The following is a 20,568-nucleotide window of genomic DNA, read 5'->3' as shown; positions in this document are numbered from 1 at the left end:
CCGTACTGAAAACTCTCGTCACAGAGCGGACGTCTGACAGATCGCGTGCGGTCACACCGGTGCCTGAGTTGCTCGATGAGCGCCGGAGACACTCTGATGCCACCCTCGTCCCATGTCCGACCACGTCCAGCAAGCGGCCTCGCGCGCCGGTGACCACCCCCTCCTCGAGAAGGGCGCCCGCCTCGGCTACGGCGCCAGCGGCGTCCTGCACCTGCTGCTGGCGTGGGTGACGATCCAGCTCGCCTGGACGTCCGGCGGCGAGCAGGCCGACCAGTCCGGCGCGCTGCAGCAGCTGGCGGGCAACGGCTTCGGCCAGGCGCTGCTGTGGGTGCTGCTGGTCGGCTTCGTGCTGCTGGCGCTGTGGCAGGCGACGGAGGCGATCGCGTGGGGCGAGGCGAAGGACCGGGCCAAGGCTGCCGCGAAGGCGGTGACGTACGCCGTCCTGGCGTGGACCACGGTGTCGGTGCTGACCAGCGGCTCGGGCGGCGGCTCCGGCGGGGCCACGTCGAGCCTGATGTCGTCGGGCCTCGGCCGGGTGCTCGTCGGATTGGTGGGCCTCGGCGTGATCGCGGTCGGCGGCTACCACGTGGTGAAGGGCTGGAAGGAGAAGTTCCTCGAGGACCTCGAGTCCAGCCCGGCGCCGTGGGTCCGCAAGGCCGGCAAGGTCGGCTACATCGGCAAGGGCGGCGCGCTCGCCGTCGTCGGGGCGCTGCTCGTGGTCGCCGCCGTGCAGAGCGACCCGGAGAAGGCGCAGGGCCTGGACGCCGCGCTGCACACGCTGGCCGGCCTGCCGTTCGGCCCGGTGCTGCTGACGCTGATCGCGCTCGGGTTCGCGGCGTACGGGGTGTACGCGTTCGGGCGGGCGCGGCACGCGAAGGTCTGACCCTTCCCCCGCCGGCGGCGGCGGGTCTAGCGTCACGACCATGGGCCAGGTGATCGCGTCCGCCTCGACGTCGCTGGACGGCTTCATCGCGCGCCCGGACCACGGGATCGACGAGCTGTTCGGCTGGTACGACAACGGCGAGGTCGTCGTGGAGAACGCGGGCGACCTGCCGGCGTTCCGGCTGACCGAGGCCAGCGCGGCGTACTGGCTCGCGTGGCGCGAGTCACTGGGCGCCCTGGTGGTCGGCCGGGAGCTGTTCGACCTGACGGACGGCTGGAGCGGGACGCACCCGCTCGGGGTCCCGTTCGTGCTGCTCACGCACCGGCCGGTGACGGCGTCGGCCGCGCTCGGGTCGCCGGACCTGGTCGTGATGCACGAGGGGATCGTCGAGGCGGTCGCGGCGGCGCAGGAGCTCGCGGGGGACAAGGTGGTCGGCGTCGCCGCGGGGACCATCGCGTCGCAGGCCCTGCGGGCCGGGCTGCTGGACGCGGTGAACGTCGACCTGGTGCCGGTGTTCCTCGGGACCGGCCGGCCCTACTTCACGGAGGCGGCCGGGCGGCCGGCGGTGCTCGGCGACCCGACGTCGGTCGTGCAGGGCCGCCGGGTGACGCACCTGTCGTTCCCGGTCCGGCGCTGACGGCCGGTCAGCCGAGCCGCACCCGGTGGTGCAGGTGCACGACGCCGTTGCCGAACCGCTCGACGTCGAGCAGCTCCAGGTCCACCCGCAGGTCGCGGGGCAGCGCCCGGGTGCCGCCGCCGACGAGCACGGGGGACACGAACAGGTGCACCTCGCCCACCAGCCCGGCGTGGAAGGCCTGCGCGGCCAGCTCCGGTCCGCCGATGAGCACGTCGTGCGGCGACCCGGCCAGCAGCCGGCGCACGGCGTCGGGGTCGAACGTCGGCTCGACCTGCGTGCGGGCGCTGCGCGGCGCGGTCAGCCGGGTCGAGTAGACGACCTTGTGCGCGGCACGCCAGAGCCGGGCGTACTCCTGGACGGCGGGCGGCTCGACGGTGGTGTCCATGGTCTCCCACGCAACCAGGACGTCGTACAGCCGCCGCCCGTACAGGTAGGTGCCGACGTCGCGGTGCAGGTCGTTGACCCGCTGGTGCACCTGCTCGTCCGGGACGCTCCAGTCGAACTGGCCGGCGCGGTCGGCGACGTAGCCGTCGAGCGAGGTGATCGCGGAGTAGACGAGCGTGGCCATGCCGACCTCCCGGGCGGGACCCCGCGGCGCTGCGGGACATGACGACAGCAGAGCACGCCGCGCCCCTAGAGTCGAGGCCATGAGCCTCGACATCGGTGTCCTGCTGCCCCGTGACCTGCCCGCCGACCAGGTGCTGCCCTACGCGCGGAAGGCCGACGCGCTCGGCTTCGCGGAGCTGTGGGTGGTGGAGGACCTCGGCTTCCGCGGCGGGATGGCGCAGGCGGCGGCGGTGCTGGCGGTGACCGAGCGGATCCGGGTCGGCGTCGGGATCCTCCCGGTCGGTGCGCGCAACGTCGCGTTCGCGGCGATGGAGGCGGCGACCGTGGCCGAGCTGTTCCCGGGCCGGCTGCACCTGGGCGTCGGGCACGGGATGCCGGACTGGATGCGGCAGGTCGGCGCCTGGCCGGGCAGCTTCCTGACGGCCTTCGAGGAGTACGTGACGGCGCTGCGTGCGCTGCTGCGCGGCGACGAGGTCACCGTCGACGGTCGCTACGTGCACCTGGACCACGTGCGGCTGGAGAACCCGCCGGCGGTGGTCCCGCCGGTGATCGCCGGGGTGCGGGGGCCCAAGTCGCTCGCGGTCGCGGGCCGGGTCGCGGACGGCACGGTGCTCGCGGAGCCGGTGGGTCCGGAGTACCTGGCGGTCGCGCGCGGCCACATCGGCGACGCGCCCGGCCACCGGGTGGTCGCCTACGACGTCGCGTCGGTGGACCCCGACGGCGACGCGGCACGGGCACGGGTCCGCCCCGCGCTGGCGTGGGTCGGCGACCCGGGCTGGGCGCCGCACATCGACCCACTGCCGTTCGCCGCCGAGTTCCGGGAGCTGCGGGAGCGCACGCCGGACCGGGACGCGTTCGCGGCGGCGCTGCCGGACGCCTGGGTCGACGCGCTGGCCGTGGTCGGCACCCCGGAGCAGGCGCGGGCGCGGCTGGCGGAGCTCGAGGCGGCCGGCGCGGACGCGGTCGCGCTGGCACCGGCCGGGCCCGACCCGCTCGCGGCGCTGGACTCGCTGGCCGCGGTGCTGTGACCCGCCCGTCCGCCCGGGCGGCGACGGCGCTGGCGCTGCTGGTGCTCGCGGGCTGCTCGGCGCCCGCGGCCGCCCCGACGGCGGGGACGACCACGGCGCACCCGGCCGGACCGCCGCCGGGCGTGGTCGTGGACTACCAGCTCGGCGGTGGCTACCCGCCGGCCGAGGGCGTCGACGGCGTGGTCCGGGACGTGACCGACGTGCCCGCCGACGGGCTCTGGTCCGCGTGCTACGTGAACGGCTTCCAGACCCAGCCCGGCGACCGGGAGCGGTGGTTGGACGAGCACCCCGACCTGGTGCTGCGCGACGACGACGGTCGGCCGGTGGCCGACCCGGGGTGGCCGGACGAGCTGCTGCTCGACACGTCGACGGACGCGCAGGTCGCGGTGCTCGCGGAGGTCGTCGGCGCTCAGGTGGCGGCGTGCGCCGAGCGCGGGTTCGACGCGGTGGAGCTGGACAACCTCGACTCGTGGACCCGCTCCGAGGGCCGGCTGGACGAGGACGGCGCCGTCGACCTCGCGACCCGGCTGGTGGCGGTCGCGCACGAGGCGGGTCTCGCGGCGGGGCAGAAGAACACCCCGGAGCTCGGCACGCGCGGCAGGGACGAGGCGGGGTTCGACTTCGCGGTGTCCGAGGAGTGCGGCCGGTACGACGAGTGCGCCGCGTACACGGACGTCTACGGCGACGCGGTGCTGGACGTCGAGTACGAGGCCCAGGGGTTCGCGGCGGCGTGCGCCGACCCGGACCGGCCGGCGTCGACGATCCTGCGCGACCTGGCGCTGAGCACCCCCGACGACCCGGGCCACGTCTTCGAGGTGTGCTGACGCGAGGACGGCGACGGCCCCCCGACCCGATCCGCGGGTCGAGGGGCCGCCGGTCCGGCCGGACCGCCGCACCGGGGTGCGAGCGGCTCCGCCGGACGTGCGCCCCATCGGCCGTCCGCGCAGGTGCGGGCAGGGTTCAGCCGCACCAGGTCTGCGCTCCTGGGTGCTACCACCCAGGTGGACGCCGACGGCCCCCCGACCCGGTGCGGGTCGAGGGGCCGTTCTGCGGGCGCCGGATCAGCGCAGGGTGCGCACCTTGCGGGCGAGGACCACGAGGCCACCGCCGACCAGGAGCATCAGCCAGGCACCCGTCATCAGGACGCCGGACTGCGAGCCGGTCACCGCGAGGTCACCGGTCGCGGCCGGGACCGCGGCCGGGTCGGCAGCGGCGACCGGGGCGGCGACGGCGACCGGGGCGGCCACGGGGGTCGTGACGTCCGCGGGCACGGTCAGCGTCACGGCCAGGTTGGCCCACCGGCCGGAGGTGCCGCCAGTGGCGACCACCGTGTGCGCGCCGACCGGTACGTCCGCGGGGACCCACGCCATGAGCCGCGCGACGCCGTTGGCGTCGGCGACCGCGGTGCCCAGGAAGACCGGGTCGGAGTGCAGGTAGAACGCGACGGTCTCGCCCGGCTGGAAGCCCTCGGCGACGAGCTCCATCTCCTGCCCCGGTGCCGTTGCGCTCTTCGGGGTGTCCAGGCCGGCGTTCGGCGTGCCGCCCACCTGGACCGGCTCGCCGTTCACCACGACCGTGAAGGCACCGGAGACCGCGGTGGTCTGCTTGCCGGCTGCGACGTCGAGCACCAGGGCGTGGGACCCGATGGCGAGCACCGGCAGCGTGGCGTTGATCGTGCCGTCCTCGCCGACCTTGCCGCTGGCGAGGACGTTCCCGCCCTCCCGGATCGTCCACGACGTGCTGAACGAGGCGCCCTTGGCCGTGACCTGGGCCTGGACCACGGCACGCGTGGCGACCGGCACGGTCAGCTGCTTCGGGGCGGTCAGCACGGCGGTCGCGCGACGGACCTCGACGGTACCGTGCCCCTCGGCCTCGACGTACCGGCTCTGGTACGACACGGCGGCCGTGACCAGCGAGGTGTAGCTCCACACCTGCTCCGGCTGGTACCAGGCCGTGATGTCCCAGACACCCACGGCGAGCCCGGGCGCCGTGAAGGACGCCACGCCGTGGTCGAGCTCGACGCCGTGGAAGGTCCGGACCTCACCGGTCACCCGCGAGGTGAGGGAGATCTTCGCGGTGCCGGACGGGACGACGGCACCCTGCGGCCCGGCGACGGAGACCTTGACGACCGCGTCCTGGCCGACGAGGACGTCCGCCGCGCCGACGGTGACGGTCGGGGTGGTGACGACGGTGTCGAAGTCCTGGTGGAAGACGTGGTCGTTGTAGCCCTCGTGGCTGACGAGCACGTCGACCGACAGGAACTTGCCCAGGTCGGCCGCCGTCGGGGTGAAGGTCACGCCGGTGCCGCGGATCTCGCCGCCGACCGTCCAGCGGTAGGTGTACTGCGCGCCCTCCGGGAAGTTGTCGGCCTTGACGGTCAGCGGGTTGCCGACGGTCGGGTTGACCCGCTCGAACCCGGTGACCTGCAGGAAGCCGTCCTTCATGTCGGGCAGCGCGTCAGGGTCGACGACGGAGTCGGCCGCGGTGATCACCCGGTTGGCGGCGTTCTCGCCGTCGACGTAGCGCATCACGAAGACCTGGAGGACGTGCCCGACGTCACCGGGCGCGGGGGTGTACGCGTCACCGGCGATCCATCGGCTCTGGCTGTACGAGTACCACTGGAAGGAGAAGGTGGTCCCGGCAGGCCAGTCGTCGGCCGGGGCGATCGTGACGGGCGTACCGACGCTCGCGGTGCCCCCGACGGCGGTGACGCCGCGCAGCACGAAGCCCTCGAACTCATGACCCGTGTCCACCGGGACCTCCGGGTTCGTGGGCGCGTCCGGAGTCGTGGGGACCACGGGCGCCCCGGCGGTCGTGGCCGCGACGGGGACCAGGCCGCCCCCGCTCTGGTTCGGGTCCGGGTAGGTCGCGTCGATCTCGACGCTGATGGGGAGATCGACGTCCTGGGAACCGGGCGTGTACGACGTGCCGGTCGAGCGGAAGTCACCGTCGACGAGCCAGGAGTAGACGAACGTCGTGCCCTCGGGGAACCAGCCGTCCAGCGGCTCGATCCTCAGGGGCGTGCCGACCTGCGCGTAACCGTCGTCCTCGGGGTTGCCGACGACGCCGTAGACCGTGAAGCCGTGGTCGGAGAACTCGTAGCCGACCTCGTCCTGCGTGTCCTGGCTGGTCTGGCTCGCGCCGGTGGACGACTCCGTGCCGCTGCCGGCGTCGGTGTCGTCGACATCCTCCGCCTCGCTCGCGGTGCTGGTGGACGTCGTGACCTCGGACGTCAGCGGGACGGGGGAAGCCGCGCTCCCGGTGGGGTCCACGACCGGGTCGGCCTCGGCCGGGGTCGGGTCGGCCTGGACCGGGGTCGGGTCGGCCGCAGACGAGGCCGGCTGGACCGGCACGGCGACCGGGTCCGCGTTCTCGACGGGCGCCGGAGCCTCGTCGTCGACGGCTTCGACGGGGACCGTGGTCTCGACGAGGCCGGCGTCAGCGGCGGAGTCGCCCTCGTCGGCGACGGCGGCGCCGGTCGGAACCATGATCGCCAGGACGGCCGTGGTGACGGCCAGGGCGGCGGGACGCCGCATGCGGCCCGCTCGCGTGTCGCGCACTGCGTGCACAGGTACTCCCCAGGTATCCGGGGACAGGCCCCGTGTGGTGTGAACGGGGGCCTGATCGGCGCCGGGGCGGGCCGGTCCAGGGGAACTGAGCGACCGGCCGCGGAACTGAGGTGCTAGCACCCACCCTGCGGGAACGCCGGCGGCGCCGTCCCCGGGGTGCTGTCAGGAGGCGGTCGTCGTACCGTGGCCCGATGGCGATCGGGGACATCCCCGGCCCTGACGACGGCCGGGTGCTGGTGCGTGGCGACCTCGTGGTGGAGGTGCCGGCGCGCTGCGTGCGCGTGGCCGACCGGCCCGTGCCCCTGACCCGCAGCGAGTTCGAGATCCTCGTGGCGCTCGCGGAGCGAGCGGGGACGCCGGTGTCCAAGGACGACCTGGCCGTCGCGGTGGCGGTGCACGGCCCGCACGCGGTGCCGAGCCCCACGGACGCGGACCGGCGGAGCATCGAGGTGCACATGGCCAACCTGCGCCGGAAGCTCGCGGAGGGCGTCGGCGACCGCGGGTCCATCAGCACCGTGCGCGGGCTGGGCTACCGGCTGGTGCCCGAGGTGCTGGTCCCCGGGCAGCGGGACGGCGACGCGGGCTGACCGCACGCCGCCGTCCCGGGTGGTGTCAGTCCCGGGTGGCCTGCGCGAGCGCCGCGCGCAGCCCGTCGGCGTCCAGCTCCGCGCCGTAGGCGGGCATGTCGCGCTGGAACCGCCAGCCCTCGGCGAGCGGCCCGGCGTCGACGACGTCGAAGCCCCAGGCGTCGATCAGCTCGGTCACGACGGCCTTGGCCTCCGCGTCGTCCCCGGCGATGGCCAGCGCACGCCGGCCGGGGGTACCGGCGGGCGTGCCGCGGGAGCCGAGGTCGGCGGCGGTGATGTGGTTGAACGCCTTGACGACGCGGGCGCCGTCCAGGTGCTCCGCGAGCATCTCGGAGACGGTGGTGCTGCCCTCGTCGAGCACGGCGACGTGGCCGTCACGCTCCCAGTAGTAGTTGTTGGTGTCGATGACGACCTTGCCCGCCAGAGGAGCCGCGGGGACGTCCTGGTAGGCCTTGAACGGGACCGTCACCACGACGACGTCCCCGTCCTTCGCGGCCTCCTCGGAGGTCCCGGCGCGGGCGTTGTCGCCGAGCTCGGACACGAGGTCCACGAGGGTGTGCGGGCCGCGGGAGTTGCTGACGACGGCCGCCTGGCCGTGGTCGACGGCGAGGCGGGCGAGGGCGCCGCCGATGTGGCCGGAGCCGATGAATCCGATCGTGGTCATGCCCGCCCCAACGGGCTGCGGGCCGTCGTTGTTCCTGGTCACGCCGGAGTGCGTCCGCATCGCGGAAAACCCGTTGGCCGGTGCGGGGTCGCGGACGTACCGTCGAGGCACACGGGAAGGAGGTGGTCCAGGACATGAAGTCTTCCAGGACGCGTGAGGTGACTGCTCGCTAGTCGCCCGAGCAGCTCGGACGGATTGCCTGATCCGTTCGCTGCCCCGCCGGTCAGAGCCGGCGTCGGCGACGAGCGAATCCGCAGCAGTCACCGCAGCCCGTGGGAGCCGCGACCTCGTCCTTCGCGGCAGGGCCTCCACCCGGAGGTCCGGCCCACGGGCTGTTCCCTGCCCGCGCGCGGACGGCGTGCTCAGCCGCCGAGCCGCGCCCGGAGCCGGTCCCGCACCGCCGGCCACTCCGCGGCGAGGACCGAGAAGTACGCGGTGTCGCCCAGCGAGCCGTCGGCGGCCCGGCGGTGGCCGCGCAGCACCCCCTCCGGGACCGCCCCGAGCCGGGTGATCGCGCCGATCGACCGCGTGTTGCGCGCGTCGGCGCGCAGGGCGACCCGCTCGCAGCCCCAGGTGTCGAAGGCGTGCCCGAGCAGCAGCAGCTTGCACGCGGGATTGGTGTCACCGCCCCACCAACGCGGCGCGTAGAACGTGTGCCCGATCTCGACCCGCGGCACCCGCGGCTCCCGGTCGTAGAACGACGTGCTGCCGCGCAGCTCCCCGGTGCCGGCGTCGAGGACCGCGAACGCGTACCGGCCCGGCGTCGCCTGGGCGGCGGCGACCTCCTGCCGCCAGCCTGCGGTCCCCACGGGCAGCGGCGTCGACATGCCGAACCAGATCCGGGCGTCGACGAAGGCGGCGAGGGCCGGCGCGTGGTCGGCGGCGAGCGGGACGAGGCGGACTCCGTGGCCGGCGAGGGCGATGTCGTGCTGCACGGTGCCGAGGATGGCAGACCCCCCTTGCGCGAGCCAGGCTAATGACATTAGCCTGCGGGCTATGGACACTCAGACGGTACGGCGCACGCTCCTCCTGCAGCGCCCCGAGGGCGTGCTCGCCTACGACGACGCGGGGACCGGGCCCCTCGTGGTGGCGGTCCCCGGCATGGGTGACCTCCGGACCACCTACGACGAGCTGCGCACCGCGCTCCTCGCGGCCGGGTACCGCGTGGTCACCACCGACCTGCGCGGGCACGGCGACTCCGGCGCGGGATTCGTCACCTACGGCGACGAGGCGACGGCGGACGACGTCGTCGCCCTGGTCGAGCACCTGGGCGCCGGGCCGGCGGTCCTGGTCGGCAACTCGATGGGCGCCTCCGCGGCCGCGGTGGTCGCCGGCGACCGGCCCGACCTGGTCCGCGCGCTCGTGCTGCTCAGCCCGTTCCTGCGCAACGCGGGTGGCAGCGCGCTGAAGCAGGCGGCGTCGCGGGTCGTGCTGCGCGTGCTGCTCGCCGCCCCGTGGGGCGCCGCGGCCTGGGCGGCGTACTACGGCACCCTGACCAAGGGCACGCGGTCGCCCCGGCAGCCCGCGCACGTCGCGGCGATCCGTGCGAGCCTGCGCCGGCCCGGGTACCTGCGGGCGTTCCGCCGGTTCTCGCTGGCGCTGGACCACGCGGTGGTCGCGCCGCGCGTCCCGCGGATCCAGGCGCCGGCGCTCGCGGTGGTCGGTGCGCTCGACCCGGACTGGTCGGACCCGGCCGCCGAGCTGACCTGGGTCGCCGAGCAGATCGGCGCCCGGACGCTGCTGGTGCCGGACGCGGGCCACTACCCGCAGCACCAGACGCCCGAGGTCGTCACGGAGGCCGTGCTCGGCCTGCTCGCCGACGTGGCGCCGGTCGCCCGTGCCTAGGGCGGGGCTGTCCCGGGAGACGGTGACCCGGATCGCGCTCGACCTGGTGGACGCCGGCGGCCCCACCGGCTTCACCGACCTGACGCTGGCCAAGGTCGCGGCCGAGGCGGGCGTCGCCACCCCGAGCCTGTACAAGCACGTCGGCTCGCTCGCGGCCCTGCGGCGCGAGGTGGCGGTGGCCGCCGCCCGCGACCTGCGCGCCGACCTGGTCGACCGGACGCTCGGCCGCTCGGGGCCCGACGCGCTCCGGGCGCTCGCGCACGGCATGCGGGCGTACGCGCACGCCCGCCCCGGCCGGTACGCGGCCGTGCAGGTCGCGGCGGACCCCGAGGACCCGGCGGACGCGGAGCTGGCGGCCGCGGGGGCCGAGGTGGTCGGGCTGATGATCGCCGTGCTGCACGGGTTCGACCTGCCCGAGGACCGGGGGGTGGACGCGGTCCGCGCGCTGCGGGCCGGCGTGCACGGGTTCGTGGTGCTCGAGCTCGGCGGCGGCTACCGGCTGCCGCAGGACCTGGACCGGAGCTTCGCGGTACTCGTGGAGATGCTCGTCGCCGGCGTGCAGGGGCTCGCCGGTGGGGAGCCGGGGCGCGTCTAGGGTGGTCGGGTGACCGAGCTGAAGACCCCCCGGGAGATCGAGGCGATGCGGCCGGCGGGCGCGTTCATCGCCCGCGTGCTGAGCAGCCTGCAGGACGTGGCGCGGGTCGGGATGACCACCCAGGAGCTCGACGCGCACGCGCACCGGATGATCGACGAGGCCGGTGCGCACTCGGTCTACCTCGGCTACCACCCGTCGTTCGGTGCGATCCCGTACCCGGGCGTGCTGTGCACGAGCGTGAACGACGCCGCGCTGCACGGGCTGCCGTCGGACCAGGTGCTCGCGGACGGCGACGTGCTGAGCATCGACTTCGCCGCGCAGGTGAACGGCTGGGTGGCGGACTCGGCCCTGACGTTCCAGCTCGGCACGCCGGACCCGGAGTCGCAGCGGCTGATCCGGGTCACGGAGGAGGCGCTGGCCGCCGGCATCGAGCAGGCGCGGCCCGGCAACCGGATGGGGGACATCTCCGCGGCGATCGGCGAGGTCGGGCGCGCCGCCGGGCTCGGCATCAACGCCGACTTCGGCGGGCACGGGGTCGGCCGCACGATGCACGAGGAGCCGCACGTGCCGAACCTGGGCCGTCGCGGCACCGGGATGAAGCTGCGCGCCGGCCTGGTGATCGCCATCGAGCCGTGGTTCATGGCGGGCGGTGACGGCTACGGGATCGACGGCGACGGCTGGACGATCCGCACCGCCGACGGCTCGCGCGCCGCGCACGCCGAGCACACCGTCGCGATCACGCCCGACGGCCCGCTGGTGCTGACCGCGCGCAGGGGCTGACCAGCACCGACGACTCTTCGTCACCCGGACGCCCGGCGTTCACCCGGCGGACGCGCCCCGGCCAGGGCCACGGACCAGCCTTCGTCCATCCCCATGACGAAGGAGCCGGTCCGGATGCTGCTCGTGCCTGTCCGCCGCGGTCTCGCGCTCACCACCTGCACCGCGCTCGTGGCCGGGCTCGCGGGCCTGGCCACCTCCGCGGCGGTCGCCGCGCCGCTACCGGCAGCCGCCCCGGCGGCCGACGTGTGGGCCCCGCCGGCCGCGCAGGACACGTTCCACCGGCTCTCGACGTACCCGGTGTACCTGAACGTCCCCGCCGGCGTGGACCCGGCGGACGAGACGGTCGCCGAGATCTCCGCGATCTCCGACGACGGCACCACGTTCGTGCACACCGACGCCGCCGGGCGCCGGATCGGCTTCGTCGACATCACGGACCCGAGCGCACCGGTCGGCACGGGCACGCTCGACCTGGCCGCCGACCTCGGCCTGAGCGCCGACGCGTCGCCGACCTCGGTCGCGATCGTCGGCGACCGCGTGCTGGTCGTGGTCGACACCTCGGCCGACTTCACCGCCCCGACCGGCGTGCTGGTGGTCGCGGACCTGCGGACGCACGACGTGCTGCACACCATCGACCTGCAGGGGCAGCCGGACTCCATCGTCCTCACCCCGGACCGCACGGTCGCGGCGATCGCGATGGAGAACCAGCGCGACGAGGAGGCCACCCCGGCCGGTGGCGACGAGGGCGACCTGCCGCAGCTGCCCGCGGGCTTCGTGCAGCTCGTGGACCTCGCGCCCGCCGACGTGACCGCCTGGGTCGCGCACCCGGTCCCGCTGGTGGGCGCCGACGGCTCCGCGCTGGCGCTGCTCGCCGACGCCGGGCTGGACACGCCCCAGGACCCCGAGCCGGAGTACGTCGCGGTCAGCCCGTCCGGCGGCACCCTCGCCGTGACGCTGCAGGAGAACAACGGCGTCGCGCTGATCGACCTGACCCAGGGCGTCGCCGGCGCGGCCGTCACCGGCGCGTTCAGCACCGGCTCGGTCGCGGTGACCGGCATCGACGTCGAGGACGACGGCCGGATCGACCAGACCGGGTCGATCCCGGCCACCCCGCGCGAGCCCGACGCGATCGGCTGGCTGGACGACACGCACGTCGCCACGGCCAACGAGGGCGATTGGAAGGGCGGCACCCGGGGCTGGTCCGTCTTCGACGTCACCACGGGCGCCGTCGTGTGGGACGCCGGGAACGAGCTGGAGCGGCTCGCCGTCCGCACGGGCCTGCACAGCGAGAGCCGCGCGGACAACAAGGGCGTCGAGATGGAGGGGCTCGCCGTCGCGACGCTCGGCGGCACGCCGTACGCGTTCGTCGGCTCCGAGCGGTCCAACTTCGTCGCCGTCTACGACGTCTCGGACCCGGTCGCACCGGCGTTCGTGCAGGTGCTCGCCACCACCAACGGGCCCGAGGGGCTGCTGCCGGTGCCGGCCCGGGACCTGCTGGTCGTGTCCTCGGAGACCGACGACTCCGAGGCGCGGGTCCGGTCCGCGGTGACCGTGTTCGGCCGGGGCGCCGCCTGGGCCGCCGGGGCCGGGACGCCGCAGTTCCCGAGCGTGGTGTCCGCGGACGACGCGGCCGGCGACCCGATCGGCTGGGGCGCGCTCGGCGCGCTGGCGCCCGACGTCGACGACCCGACGCACCTGTGGTCCGTCACCGACGCGGCGTTCGCCGAGACGCGCCTGCTGTCGCTCGACGTCTCGACCTCGCCCGCGGTGGTCGACGGCGAGGTGGCCGTGACGCAGGACGGCGCGCCGGTCGCCCTGGACGCCGAGGGCATCGCGGCGCGCGCCGACGGCGGGTTCTGGCTCGGCGTCGAGGGCGCGACCGGGCCCGGGAACCGCCTGGTGCGCGTGGACGCCGCCGGTGCGGTCCAGGAGACGGTGCCGCTGCCCGCCGACGTCGCCGCCGGGCTGACCAAGTGGGGCATCGAGGGCGTCACCACGACCACGGACGCGGGCGGCGAGCACGTCGTCGTCGCCCTGCAGCGCGGGCTCACCACCGACCCGGGCGGCCTCGGCGGCACCGCGCGGATCGGCCGGTACGACGTGACCGGCGGCACCTGGACGTGGTTCGCCTACCCGCTCACCGCGACCTCGGTCGCGGGCGACTGGATGGGCCTGTCCGAGATCGTGGCCGTGGACTCCGACTCGTTCGCGGTGATCGAGCGCGACAAGCTCAACGGCCCGGACGCGGCGGTCAAGGTCGTGCGCCAGGTCGACCTGCCGGCCGTCACGCCCGGTCAGGCCGCGGCCGTGCCGCTGACCCCGGCACCCGCCGTCGACGTGCTGCCCGCGCTGCGGGCGACGAACGGCTGGACGCAGGAGAAGCTCGAGGGCCTGACCGTCGGGGGCGACGGCCAGGTGTACGCGGTGACCGACAACGACGCGGCGGACGACGCCACGGGCGAGACGGTGCTGCTCGGGCTCGGCGCGGCCGCCGACCTGTTCACGGTCGACGCGGCGCCGGAGCAGCCCGGGGAGCCGGGGCAGCCGGGCCAGCCGGGCGAGCCGGGTCAGCCCGGGCAGCCGGGCGAGCCGGCGACGCCCGTCGTGCCCGGCGCGGGTCCGACGCCGCCGAGCACGCCGCTGCACACCGTCACGGCCGGCGACCTGGTCGAGGCGAACCGCGGCCGGGTCACCGTCACCGGGCGTCTGGTGCCCGGCGGCCGGATCACCGTGTCCGCCGACGGGTTCGAGCCCGGCGAGTGGGTCCTGGTGCGGCTCTTCTCCGCCCCGGCCGACCTCGGCTACCTCCGTGCGGCGGCGGACGGCTCCGTGACGGGCACGGTCACCCTGCCCAGCACGCTGACGCCGGGCACGCACCGGCTCGCGCTGGTCGGTCAGGTCAGCGGCCGGGTCGTGTGGCGCACCGTCGTCGTCGACGCCGCCGGGAACGCCACGGCGCTCGCGGTCACCGGAGCCGCCGGCGGCCCGGCCCTCGCCGGGCTGGCGAGCCTGCTCGTCGTGGCCGGCGCGGGGTCGGTGCTGGTCGCCCGGCGCCGGCTCCTCGGTGCCGACGTCCCCGGTCAGGACGCGGCCGGGACGTCCGCGGCGGGAGACCGCGCGGACGCGTAGACCGGCGGGGGCGGCGCGCGCTCGGGGGAGGTCGCGCGTCGTCCCCGCCCACGCGGCGGGGCCGGCCGTGGGAGACCTCGGCCGGCCCCGGTCGTGCGTCCGGGTCCCGACGTGCGTCCGGGCCTCGCTACGCGTCCGGGCTCAGCGGCGCAGGTGCGCCCACACGTCGGGGTTGACGGTCAGCCACTCCGCGAAGGACTGCGCGGGGCGGCCCGACAGCCGGCGCACCGTCGGCGACGTCGTGGCCAGCTCGCCGGACGCGATCGCCGCGTAGGACGACACCCAGCCCTCGACCTCCCACGGCTCCGCCCCGTAGCCCGCGCGGGACGCGTACGCCTCGTCGAGCGTCTCCGGCTGGTACGTGATGGTGCGGCCGGTCGCGGTGGACAGCTCCTGCGCCGCCTCGGCCAGCGTGTAGGCCGCGGGTCCGGTCACGTCGTACGCCTGGCCGTCGTGGGCGTGCGCCCGCTCGTCCAGCAGGACCGCGGTCGCGACGTCCGCGACGTCGTCGTGGGCCACGGCGGCCACCCGGCCGTCGCCGGCCGGGCCGCGGATGACGCCGTCCTCGCCCACGAAGTGCGCGATCGCGTCGTGGTAGAGGCAGTCCCGCAGGAAGGTGAACCGCAGACCGGAGGCGCGGACGTGCTCCTCGGTGGCCCAGTGGTCCCGGGCGAACGTGAAGGTCGCGTCGGGCGCGGCGCCCATGAAGGACAGGTAGACCACGCGCTCGACCCCGGCGTCGACGGCGGCGTCCACGGCCGCCCGGTGCTCGGTCACCCGGTCCGCGGACTCGCGGCCCGAGACCAGGAAGACGGTGCGCGCGCCGGCGAAGGCCGCGCGCATCGACGCCACGTCGCGGTAGCCGGGGCTCAGCGCGACCTCGGTCTCCGTGCCCGGTAGCACCGGTGCCCGGTCCGGGGACCGGACCACGAGCCGCTGGTGCGCCCCCTCCGCCGCGAGCCGGGTGGCGAGCCGGCGGCCGATCCTGCCCGACGCGCCGGTCACCACGATCAGGTCGCTGTCCATGCGTCTCCTCGAGCGGGCCCGGCCGGCGCGGGTCGCCGGCTGGGAGCGACGGTAGCCGCCCGGCGTCGCCCCGGCGACGGGCAACCCTGACGCGACGTGAGAGTAGAGTGCGGCCGCCGCCCCTCGACCCGAACGGACCCCGCGTGCCCACGTCCCCGCCCGCCGCCGCGCACCCCGTCGTGCCCGAGGCCGACGCCGCCCACTCCGTGCTGGCCGCGCTGCGCTCGCCGCGCCGGCTGCGCACCGAGGTGCTCGCCGGCCTGGTCGTCGCGCTCGCGCTGATCCCCGAGGCGATCTCGTTCTCGATCCTGGCCGGCGTCGACCCGCGGGTCGGGCTGTTCTCGTCCTTCGTGACGGCGGTGTCGATCGCGTTCCTCGGCGGGCGGCCCGCGATGATCTCCGCCGCGACCGGCGCGGTGGCGCTCGTGGTCGCGCCCGTCGTCCGGGACCACGGCGTCGAGTACCTGCTGGCGACCGTGATCCTCGGCGGGGTGGTGCAGGTGCTGCTCGGCCTGCTCGGCGTGGCCCGGCTCATGCGGTTCATCCCGCGCTCGGTCATGGTCGGGTTCGTCAACGCGCTCGCGATCCTCGTCTTCCTGGCCCAGCTGCCGCACCTGGTCGACGTCCCGTGGCTGGTCTACCCGCTGGTCGCGGTCGGCATCGCGATCATCGTGCTGCTGCCGCGGCTGACCACGGGGGTGCCGGCGCCGCTCGTCGCGATCACGGTGCTGACCGTCGTCACCGTGGTGCTCGGGCTCGCGGTGCCGCGGGTCCGGGACCAGGGGGCGCTGCCGGACGGGCTGCCGTTTCTGGTGCTGCCGGACGTGCCGCTGGACCTGGAGACCCTGCGGATCATCGCGCCGTACGCGGTCGGCATGGCGCTGGTCGGGCTGCTGGAGTCGCTGATGACGGCCAAGCTCGTCGACGACGTGACCGACTCGCACTCGGACAAGACCCGGGAGGCGTGGGGCCAGGGCGCCACCAACGTGCTGTCCGGGCTGTTCGGCGGGATGGGCGGCTGCGCGATGATCGGCCAGACGATGGTCAACGTGAAGGTGTCCGGCGGGCGGACCCGGATCTCGACGTTCCTCGCGGGCGTGTTCCTGCTGGTGCTGGTCGTGGGCCTGGGCGACGTCGTCGGGGCGATCCCGATGGCCGCCCTCGTCGCCGTCATGGTCATGGTCTGCGTCGCGACGTTCGACTGGCACTCCGTGCGGGTCTCGACGCTGCGCCGGATGCCGCTCAGCGAGACCGCGGTCATGCTGCTGACCGTCGCCGTCACCGTCGCGACGGAGAACCTCGCGTACGGGGTGGTCGCCGGGGTGCTGCTGGCCACGCTGCTGTTCGCCCGGCGGGTCGCGCACCTGACGACCGTGACCCGGCGCGACGCCTCCGACACCGACGGCGAGCGGGTCTACGCCGTGTCCGGTGAGCTGTTCTTCGCGTCGTCGAACGACCTCGTCTACCAGTTCGACTACGAGGGCGACCCCGCGCGGGTCGTGATCGACCTGTCGGACGCGCACGTCTGGGACGCCTCCACGGTCGCGGCGCTGGACGCGATCACCACCAAGTACGCGTCCAAGGGCAAGACGGCGGTGATCGTGGGTCTGAACCCGGACAGCGCCCGCCGGCACGACCGGCTCGCGGGACGGCTGGGCGGCGGGAGCTGAGTGCTGCCGGCTCTGCCACGATGACCGGGTGACCCAGTTCGCCCCCGACGAGCCGCACGCGCACGGACGGGTGGACGCGCTGGTGCGCGTGCGGCGCGCGCTCCTCGCCGACGTGCCGAGCCTGGCCGTGGTCGCGGCGACACGGGGCGTGTTGCCCGAGGGCTTCGAGGCACGGGCGTCCGCGTGGGTCGTCGACCCGCTGCGTCGGGTCCTGGTCGCGGAACGGGCCGGACTCGTCGTGGGCTGGGCGATGCTCGCGCACTGGGCCGGGTACGAGGACGTGCCGGACGGGCAGTACGTCTCGGCGCTGACGGTGCACCCGGCGCGGCGTCGGACCGGGGTGGGGTCGCGGCTGCTCGGCGACGTCGTGTCCCAGAAGAGACCGCCGCGGGGTCCCGTGCGCAGCGTGGTGAACGCCCGCAACGCCCCCTCGCTGGCGCTGCACGCCGCCCACGGGTTCCGGGAGGTGCGCCGGGCGCCGACGTTGGCGAGGATCGGTTTCGACGGTGGCACGGGTGTGCTGCTGGAGCGACGAGAGGACGAGGCGTGACCCAGGACGGCGAGCGGTACCGCGTGATGACGGTGTGCACCGGCAACATCTGCCGGTCGCCGATGGCGGAGGTGGTGCTGCGCGACCGGCTCGAGGCGGCGGGGCTGGGCGACCGGGTGGTCGTCGACTCCACCGGGGTCAGCGACGAGGAGCACGGCAACCCCATCGACCGGCGGGCGCGCGCGGCGCTCGCGGCCCGTGGGTACCCGGTCCCGTCGCGCGCCGCATGGCAGGTGCGTGCCGGCGACCTCGCGGAGCGCGACCTCGTGCTCGCGATGACGGCGTCGCACGCCCGGGCGCTGCGCCGGATCGCGGCGGACGACGCGGCGGCCTCGCGGGTCGTGATGTTCCGGACGTTCGACCCGGCGGCGCCCGCGGTCGCCGACGTGCAGGACGAGCACCTGCTCGACGTGGACGACCCCTGGTACGGCGGCCCGCAGAACTTCGAGCACTGCCTGGACGAGATCGAGGCCGCCGCCGACGGCGTGGTCGACGCGGTCCGCACGGCGCTGGCGGACCGCGACGCCGCCCGCGCCTGACGGGCGCCGGCCCTGGTGCACGCCGCCGAGGCTGCACCGAGGTAGGGCCCTTCCGCCGAGGTAGGGCGTGCCACGGTCCTACCTCGGCGCGGCGGCCCTCTCTCGGCGTGAGCCGGGGTGGGGCGCAGGGCAGGATGGCGGGATGAAGGTCTCCCGCCGGTCGCAGGTGCCCCCGTTCGCCGTGATGGACATCGTCGCGGCCGCCAACGCGCGCCGCGCCGCGGGGCAGTCGGTGCTCAACCTCTGCGTGGGCGAGCCGTCCACCGGGGCGTCGGACGTCGTGCGGGAGCGGGCGGTGCAGCTGCTGGCCGGCGGCGACCTCGGGTACACCGAGGCGCTCGGGTCCCCGGCGCTGCGGGCCGCCATCGCGGGCCACTACCGCGCCTGGTACGACGTCGACGTGGACCCCGCGCGGGTGGCGGTGACGACGGGCTCCTCGGGCGGGTTCATGCTCGCGTTCCTGGCGGCGTTCGACGTGGGCGACCGGGTCGCGCTGGCCCGGCCCGGGTACCCGGCGTACAAGAACATCCTCGCGTCGCTCGGCTGCGAGGTGGTCGAGCTGCCGTGCGGGCCGGAGACGCGCTACCAGCCCACGATCGAGCAGCTGGAGGCGCTGGACCCGCCGATCGACGGGTTGGTGGTCGCGGGCCCGGCGAACCCGACGGGGACGCTGATCGACCGCGCGGCGCTGGACGGGCTGGCCGCCTGGTGCGCCGACCGCGGGGTGCGGCTCGTGTCGGACGAGATCTACCACGGCATCACCTACGCCGACGCGGCCGCCGCCGAGCCCGGCCCGGCCGGTGCCCCCACCGCCGCGACGGCGCTGGGCAGCGGCGCGGTGGTGGTGAACTCGTTCTCGAAGTTCTGGGCGATGACCGGCTGGCGCCTGGGCTGGCTGCTGCTGCCCGAGGACCTCGCGGCGCCGGTCGACGCGCTCGCCGGGAACGTGGCGCTGTGCCCGCCCGCGCTGGCGCAGCATGCTGGTGTCGCGGCGTTCACCCCCGAGGGCTACGCCGCGGCGGAGGCCAACGTCGCGCAGTACGCGGCGTCCCGCCGGACGGTGCTGGACCGGCTGCCCGACCTGGGCTGGGCCCGGGTCGCCCCGGCGGACGGCGCCTTCTACGTGTACGCGGACGTGTCCGGCGACGGGATGGACTCCCGCACCTGGTGCGCGCGGCTGCTGGACGAGGCGGGCGTCGCCCTGACGCCCGGGACCGACTTCGACGGCGTGGACGGGCACGACTGGGTGCGGCTGTCGTTCGCCTCGGCGCCGGACGTGGTGGCCGAGGCGGTCGACCGGGTCGCGGCCTGGCGGTCGACGCTCTGAGGAACCCCGGCGGGCGCCGGTTCGTTCGGGTCGGCAGGAGGCGGTGCCGGGGACCCGGTACCCGGTGAGGAGGTCGACATGAGGTGTCCCACGGACGGGGCCGAGCTGATCATGGCGGAGCGGCAGGGCGTCGAGATCGACTACTGCCCGTCGTGCCGCGGCATCTGGCTGGACCGCGGCGAGCTGGACAAGATCCTCGACCGCGCGGCCGGCGTCCCGGGCGGCGCCGCGGCGGCCCCCGCGGCCGCCCCGGTGCCCGAGCCCGGGTTCCCGCCGGCGCCCGCGCCCGGGTACGACGGCTACCGGGAGCCCGGCTACCGCGACGGCGGCTACCGGGAGACCGGGTACCGCGAGCCGGGCTACCGGGACGGCGGCGGCTACCCCGGCGGGTACCGGGACGACCGGCGCCCGGACGGGCGCTACGACGACCGCCGGGACACCCGCGACCCGCGCTACCCGTACGGCAAGAAGAAGAAGCGCGAGTCCTGGCTGGGCGACCTGCTGGACTTCGACTGACGTGCGCCCCGCCCGGACGGCCCGGTGGGTGCGGGCCGTCCGGTGCGGGGGTTCAGGCCTTCCGGAAGTACTCGTCGCTGGCGATGATGCCGCCGATGATGGCCTCGACGCGTTCGCCGTTCTGGATGCGGGTGACCCAGGAGCGTCGGCCGGTGGGGTCGATGTGCCGGCCGAGCAGGTCGACGTAGTAGCCGTCGACGACGGTGGTGAGGTGCTCGGAGGAGATCAGGAAGCCGAGCGCGACCTGGCTGCGTGAGGTGCCGCGTGCCAGGGCGTTGGTCCAGCTGCGGATCTCGGCGGGGGCGGCGGTGCGGCCCAGGACGTGCTGGTAGAGCCGGCTCACCCAGGCGGCGTCGGTGCCGCCGGCGCGGCGGTAGTACTCGTCGGAGGCGACGAACCCGACCTCCATCTGCTGGATGGTGCGCCCGGTGCGCATGGCCTGGAGCCAGGTGGCGGCGCCGTGGGCGTCGGGGGCGCGGTCGAGGTAGCGCTGGTAGGTCGCGGCGATCAGGCGGGAGCGGTACTCGTCGGAGTAGGTGATGGAGTTGGCGACCGCGATCCGGGGAGTGCCGGAGGTGAGCTTGGTGGTCCAGTTCTGCAGGCCGCGCGGGTCGGGCTGGCGGCCGAACAGGTCCGCGTACACCCGCGTCACGTAGCGC

The 20,568-nt window shown here is 75.3% G+C and carries 20 protein-coding genes; 14 read left to right on the top strand and 6 right to left on the bottom strand.

Annotated elements, in window-relative coordinates; all coding sequences use genetic code 11:
• The first annotated feature begins 112 nt into the window (after nt 1-112).
• Entirely contained in the window at nt 113-883 is a 771-nt protein-coding gene (locus AC1050_RS16145; RefSeq protein ID WP_482388434.1) for a DUF1206 domain-containing protein, read from the top strand.
• Nucleotides 884-923: 40 nt separating this feature from the next.
• Nucleotides 924-1,520: a dihydrofolate reductase family protein gene (locus AC1050_RS16140; RefSeq protein WP_482388433.1), complete on the top strand. Its 597-nt coding sequence runs from the start codon at nt 924-926 to the stop codon at nt 1,518-1,520.
• A gap of 7 nt (nt 1,521-1,527) precedes the next feature.
• On the opposite strand, the gene AC1050_RS16135 is transcribed toward AC1050_RS16140, so the two are convergent.
• Nucleotides 1,528-2,088, bottom strand: coding sequence for a dihydrofolate reductase family protein (locus AC1050_RS16135; protein ID WP_482388432.1), 561 nt, complete (start codon nt 2,086-2,088; stop codon nt 1,528-1,530).
• 79 nt (nt 2,089-2,167) lie between these two features.
• On the opposite strand from AC1050_RS16135, the gene AC1050_RS16130 reads away from it, so the two are divergent.
• Together AC1050_RS16130 and AC1050_RS16125 are read left to right on the top strand one after the other, a co-directional pair.
• Entirely contained in the window at nt 2,168-3,115 is a 948-nt protein-coding gene (locus tag AC1050_RS16130) for an LLM class flavin-dependent oxidoreductase (protein ID WP_482388431.1), read from the top strand.
• Nucleotides 3,112-3,939: an endo alpha-1,4 polygalactosaminidase gene (locus AC1050_RS16125; RefSeq protein ID WP_482388430.1), complete on the top strand. Its 828-nt coding sequence runs from the start codon at nt 3,112-3,114 to the stop codon at nt 3,937-3,939. The genes AC1050_RS16130 and AC1050_RS16125 overlap by 4 nt, the downstream gene beginning before the upstream one ends.
• Nucleotides 3,940-4,176: 237 nt before the next feature.
• Here the strand turns inward: AC1050_RS16125 and AC1050_RS16120 are convergent, their stop codons facing one another.
• Nucleotides 4,177-6,651, bottom strand: coding sequence for a hypothetical protein (locus AC1050_RS16120; RefSeq protein ID WP_482388429.1), 2,475 nt, complete (start codon nt 6,649-6,651; stop codon nt 4,177-4,179).
• Nucleotides 6,652-6,875: 224 nt separating this feature from the next.
• On the opposite strand from AC1050_RS16120, the gene AC1050_RS16115 reads away from it, so the two are divergent.
• Entirely contained in the window at nt 6,876-7,271 is a 396-nt protein-coding gene (locus tag AC1050_RS16115; protein ID WP_482388428.1) for a winged helix-turn-helix domain-containing protein, read from the top strand.
• 25 nt (nt 7,272-7,296) lie between these two features.
• Here AC1050_RS16115 and AC1050_RS16110 read toward each other — a convergent pair whose 3' ends face one another.
• A complete protein-coding gene (locus AC1050_RS16110) occupies nt 7,297-7,935 on the bottom strand; it encodes an NADPH-dependent F420 reductase (protein ID WP_482388427.1) in 639 nt (212 codons plus the stop codon).
• 362 nt (nt 7,936-8,297) lie between these two features.
• Nucleotides 8,298-8,870 (bottom strand): GNAT family N-acetyltransferase, encoded by a 573-nt coding sequence (locus tag AC1050_RS16105; RefSeq protein ID WP_482388426.1) that lies wholly within the window; start codon nt 8,868-8,870, stop codon nt 8,298-8,300.
• A gap of 61 nt (nt 8,871-8,931) precedes the next feature.
• Here AC1050_RS16105 and AC1050_RS16100 point away from each other — a divergent pair, with 61 nt between their 5' ends.
• The 4 genes from AC1050_RS16100 (at nt 8,932) to AC1050_RS16085 (ending at nt 14,281) form a co-directional block, all read left to right on the top strand.
• Nucleotides 8,932-9,780 carry an alpha/beta fold hydrolase gene (locus AC1050_RS16100; RefSeq protein ID WP_482388425.1) on the top strand — a complete coding sequence of 283 codons (849 nt, stop codon included), beginning with the start codon at nt 8,932-8,934 and terminating at the stop codon, nt 9,778-9,780.
• A gap of 22 nt (nt 9,781-9,802) precedes the next feature.
• A complete protein-coding gene (locus AC1050_RS16095; RefSeq protein WP_482388424.1) occupies nt 9,803-10,375 on the top strand; it encodes a TetR/AcrR family transcriptional regulator in 573 nt (190 codons plus the stop codon).
• Nucleotides 10,376-10,384: 9 nt separating this feature from the next.
• Nucleotides 10,385-11,155 carry a type I methionyl aminopeptidase gene (gene map, locus AC1050_RS16090; RefSeq protein ID WP_482388423.1) on the top strand — a complete coding sequence of 257 codons (771 nt, stop codon included), beginning with the start codon at nt 10,385-10,387 and terminating at the stop codon, nt 11,153-11,155.
• A 93-nt stretch (nt 11,156-11,248) separates the two neighbouring features.
• Nucleotides 11,249-14,281: an esterase-like activity of phytase family protein gene (locus AC1050_RS16085; protein ID WP_482388422.1), complete on the top strand. Its 3,033-nt coding sequence runs from the start codon at nt 11,249-11,251 to the stop codon at nt 14,279-14,281.
• Between the two features lie 141 nt (nt 14,282-14,422).
• On the opposite strand, the gene AC1050_RS16080 is transcribed toward AC1050_RS16085, so the two are convergent.
• Complete coding sequence (locus AC1050_RS16080) at nt 14,423-15,307, bottom strand: SDR family oxidoreductase (protein ID WP_482388421.1); 885 nt, start codon at nt 15,305-15,307, stop codon at nt 14,423-14,425.
• 143 nt (nt 15,308-15,450) lie between these two features.
• Between AC1050_RS16080 and AC1050_RS16075 the strand changes: the two genes are divergently transcribed.
• The 5 genes from AC1050_RS16075 to AC1050_RS16055 all read left to right on the top strand — a co-directional run bounded on the left by AC1050_RS16075 (nt 15,451) and on the right by AC1050_RS16055 (nt 19,909).
• Entirely contained in the window at nt 15,451-16,977 is a 1,527-nt protein-coding gene (locus AC1050_RS16075; protein WP_482388420.1) for a SulP family inorganic anion transporter, read from the top strand.
• 28 nt (nt 16,978-17,005) lie between these two features.
• Nucleotides 17,006-17,527 carry a GNAT family N-acetyltransferase gene (locus tag AC1050_RS16070; protein WP_482388419.1) on the top strand — a complete coding sequence of 174 codons (522 nt, stop codon included), beginning with the start codon at nt 17,006-17,008 and terminating at the stop codon, nt 17,525-17,527.
• 26 nt (nt 17,528-17,553) lie between these two features.
• On the top strand, nt 17,554-18,066 hold the full coding sequence (locus tag AC1050_RS16065) for a low molecular weight protein-tyrosine-phosphatase (protein ID WP_482388701.1): 513 nt from the start codon (nt 17,554-17,556) through the stop codon (nt 18,064-18,066).
• Between the two features lie 142 nt (nt 18,067-18,208).
• Complete coding sequence (locus AC1050_RS16060; RefSeq protein ID WP_482388418.1) at nt 18,209-19,393, top strand: pyridoxal phosphate-dependent aminotransferase; 1,185 nt, start codon at nt 18,209-18,211, stop codon at nt 19,391-19,393.
• 78 nt (nt 19,394-19,471) lie between these two features.
• Nucleotides 19,472-19,909: a TFIIB-type zinc ribbon-containing protein gene (locus AC1050_RS16055; protein WP_482388417.1), complete on the top strand. Its 438-nt coding sequence runs from the start codon at nt 19,472-19,474 to the stop codon at nt 19,907-19,909.
• A gap of 52 nt (nt 19,910-19,961) precedes the next feature.
• Here the strand turns inward: AC1050_RS16055 and AC1050_RS16050 are convergent.
• Nucleotides 19,962-20,568: DUF4214 domain-containing protein (locus AC1050_RS16050; protein WP_482388416.1), on the bottom strand; the 607-nt coding region annotated here is incomplete at its 5' end.

Source organism: Cellulomonas sp. NEAU-ZC6 (assembly GCF_056844425.1).
This window is presented reverse-complemented; position numbering and strand designations above follow the sequence as displayed.

Coding starts and splice junctions, on each gene's coding strand:
- AC1050_RS16145 (WP_482388434.1), top strand. CDS start 113: ATGTCCGACCACGTCCAGCAAGCGGCCTCGCGCGCCGGTGACCACCCC.
- AC1050_RS16140 (WP_482388433.1), top strand. CDS start 924: ATGGGCCAGGTGATCGCGTCCGCCTCGACGTCGCTGGACGGCTTCATC.
- AC1050_RS16135 (WP_482388432.1), bottom strand. CDS start 2,088: ATGGCCACGCTCGTCTACTCCGCGATCACCTCGCTCGACGGCTACGTC.
- AC1050_RS16130 (WP_482388431.1), top strand. CDS start 2,168: ATGAGCCTCGACATCGGTGTCCTGCTGCCCCGTGACCTGCCCGCCGAC.
- AC1050_RS16120 (WP_482388429.1), bottom strand. CDS start 6,651: ATGCGGCGTCCCGCCGCCCTGGCCGTCACCACGGCCGTCCTGGCGATC.
- AC1050_RS16115 (WP_482388428.1), top strand. CDS start 6,876: ATGGCGATCGGGGACATCCCCGGCCCTGACGACGGCCGGGTGCTGGTG.
- AC1050_RS16110 (WP_482388427.1), bottom strand. CDS start 7,935: ATGACCACGATCGGATTCATCGGCTCCGGCCACATCGGCGGCGCCCTC.
- AC1050_RS16100 (WP_482388425.1), top strand. CDS start 8,932: ATGGACACTCAGACGGTACGGCGCACGCTCCTCCTGCAGCGCCCCGAG.
- AC1050_RS16085 (WP_482388422.1), top strand. CDS start 11,249: ATGACGAAGGAGCCGGTCCGGATGCTGCTCGTGCCTGTCCGCCGCGGT.
- AC1050_RS16080 (WP_482388421.1), bottom strand. CDS start 15,307: ATGGACAGCGACCTGATCGTGGTGACCGGCGCGTCGGGCAGGATCGGC.
- AC1050_RS16065 (WP_482388701.1), top strand. CDS start 17,554: ATGACGGTGTGCACCGGCAACATCTGCCGGTCGCCGATGGCGGAGGTG.
- AC1050_RS16060 (WP_482388418.1), top strand. CDS start 18,209: ATGAAGGTCTCCCGCCGGTCGCAGGTGCCCCCGTTCGCCGTGATGGAC.
- AC1050_RS16055 (WP_482388417.1), top strand. CDS start 19,472: ATGAGGTGTCCCACGGACGGGGCCGAGCTGATCATGGCGGAGCGGCAG.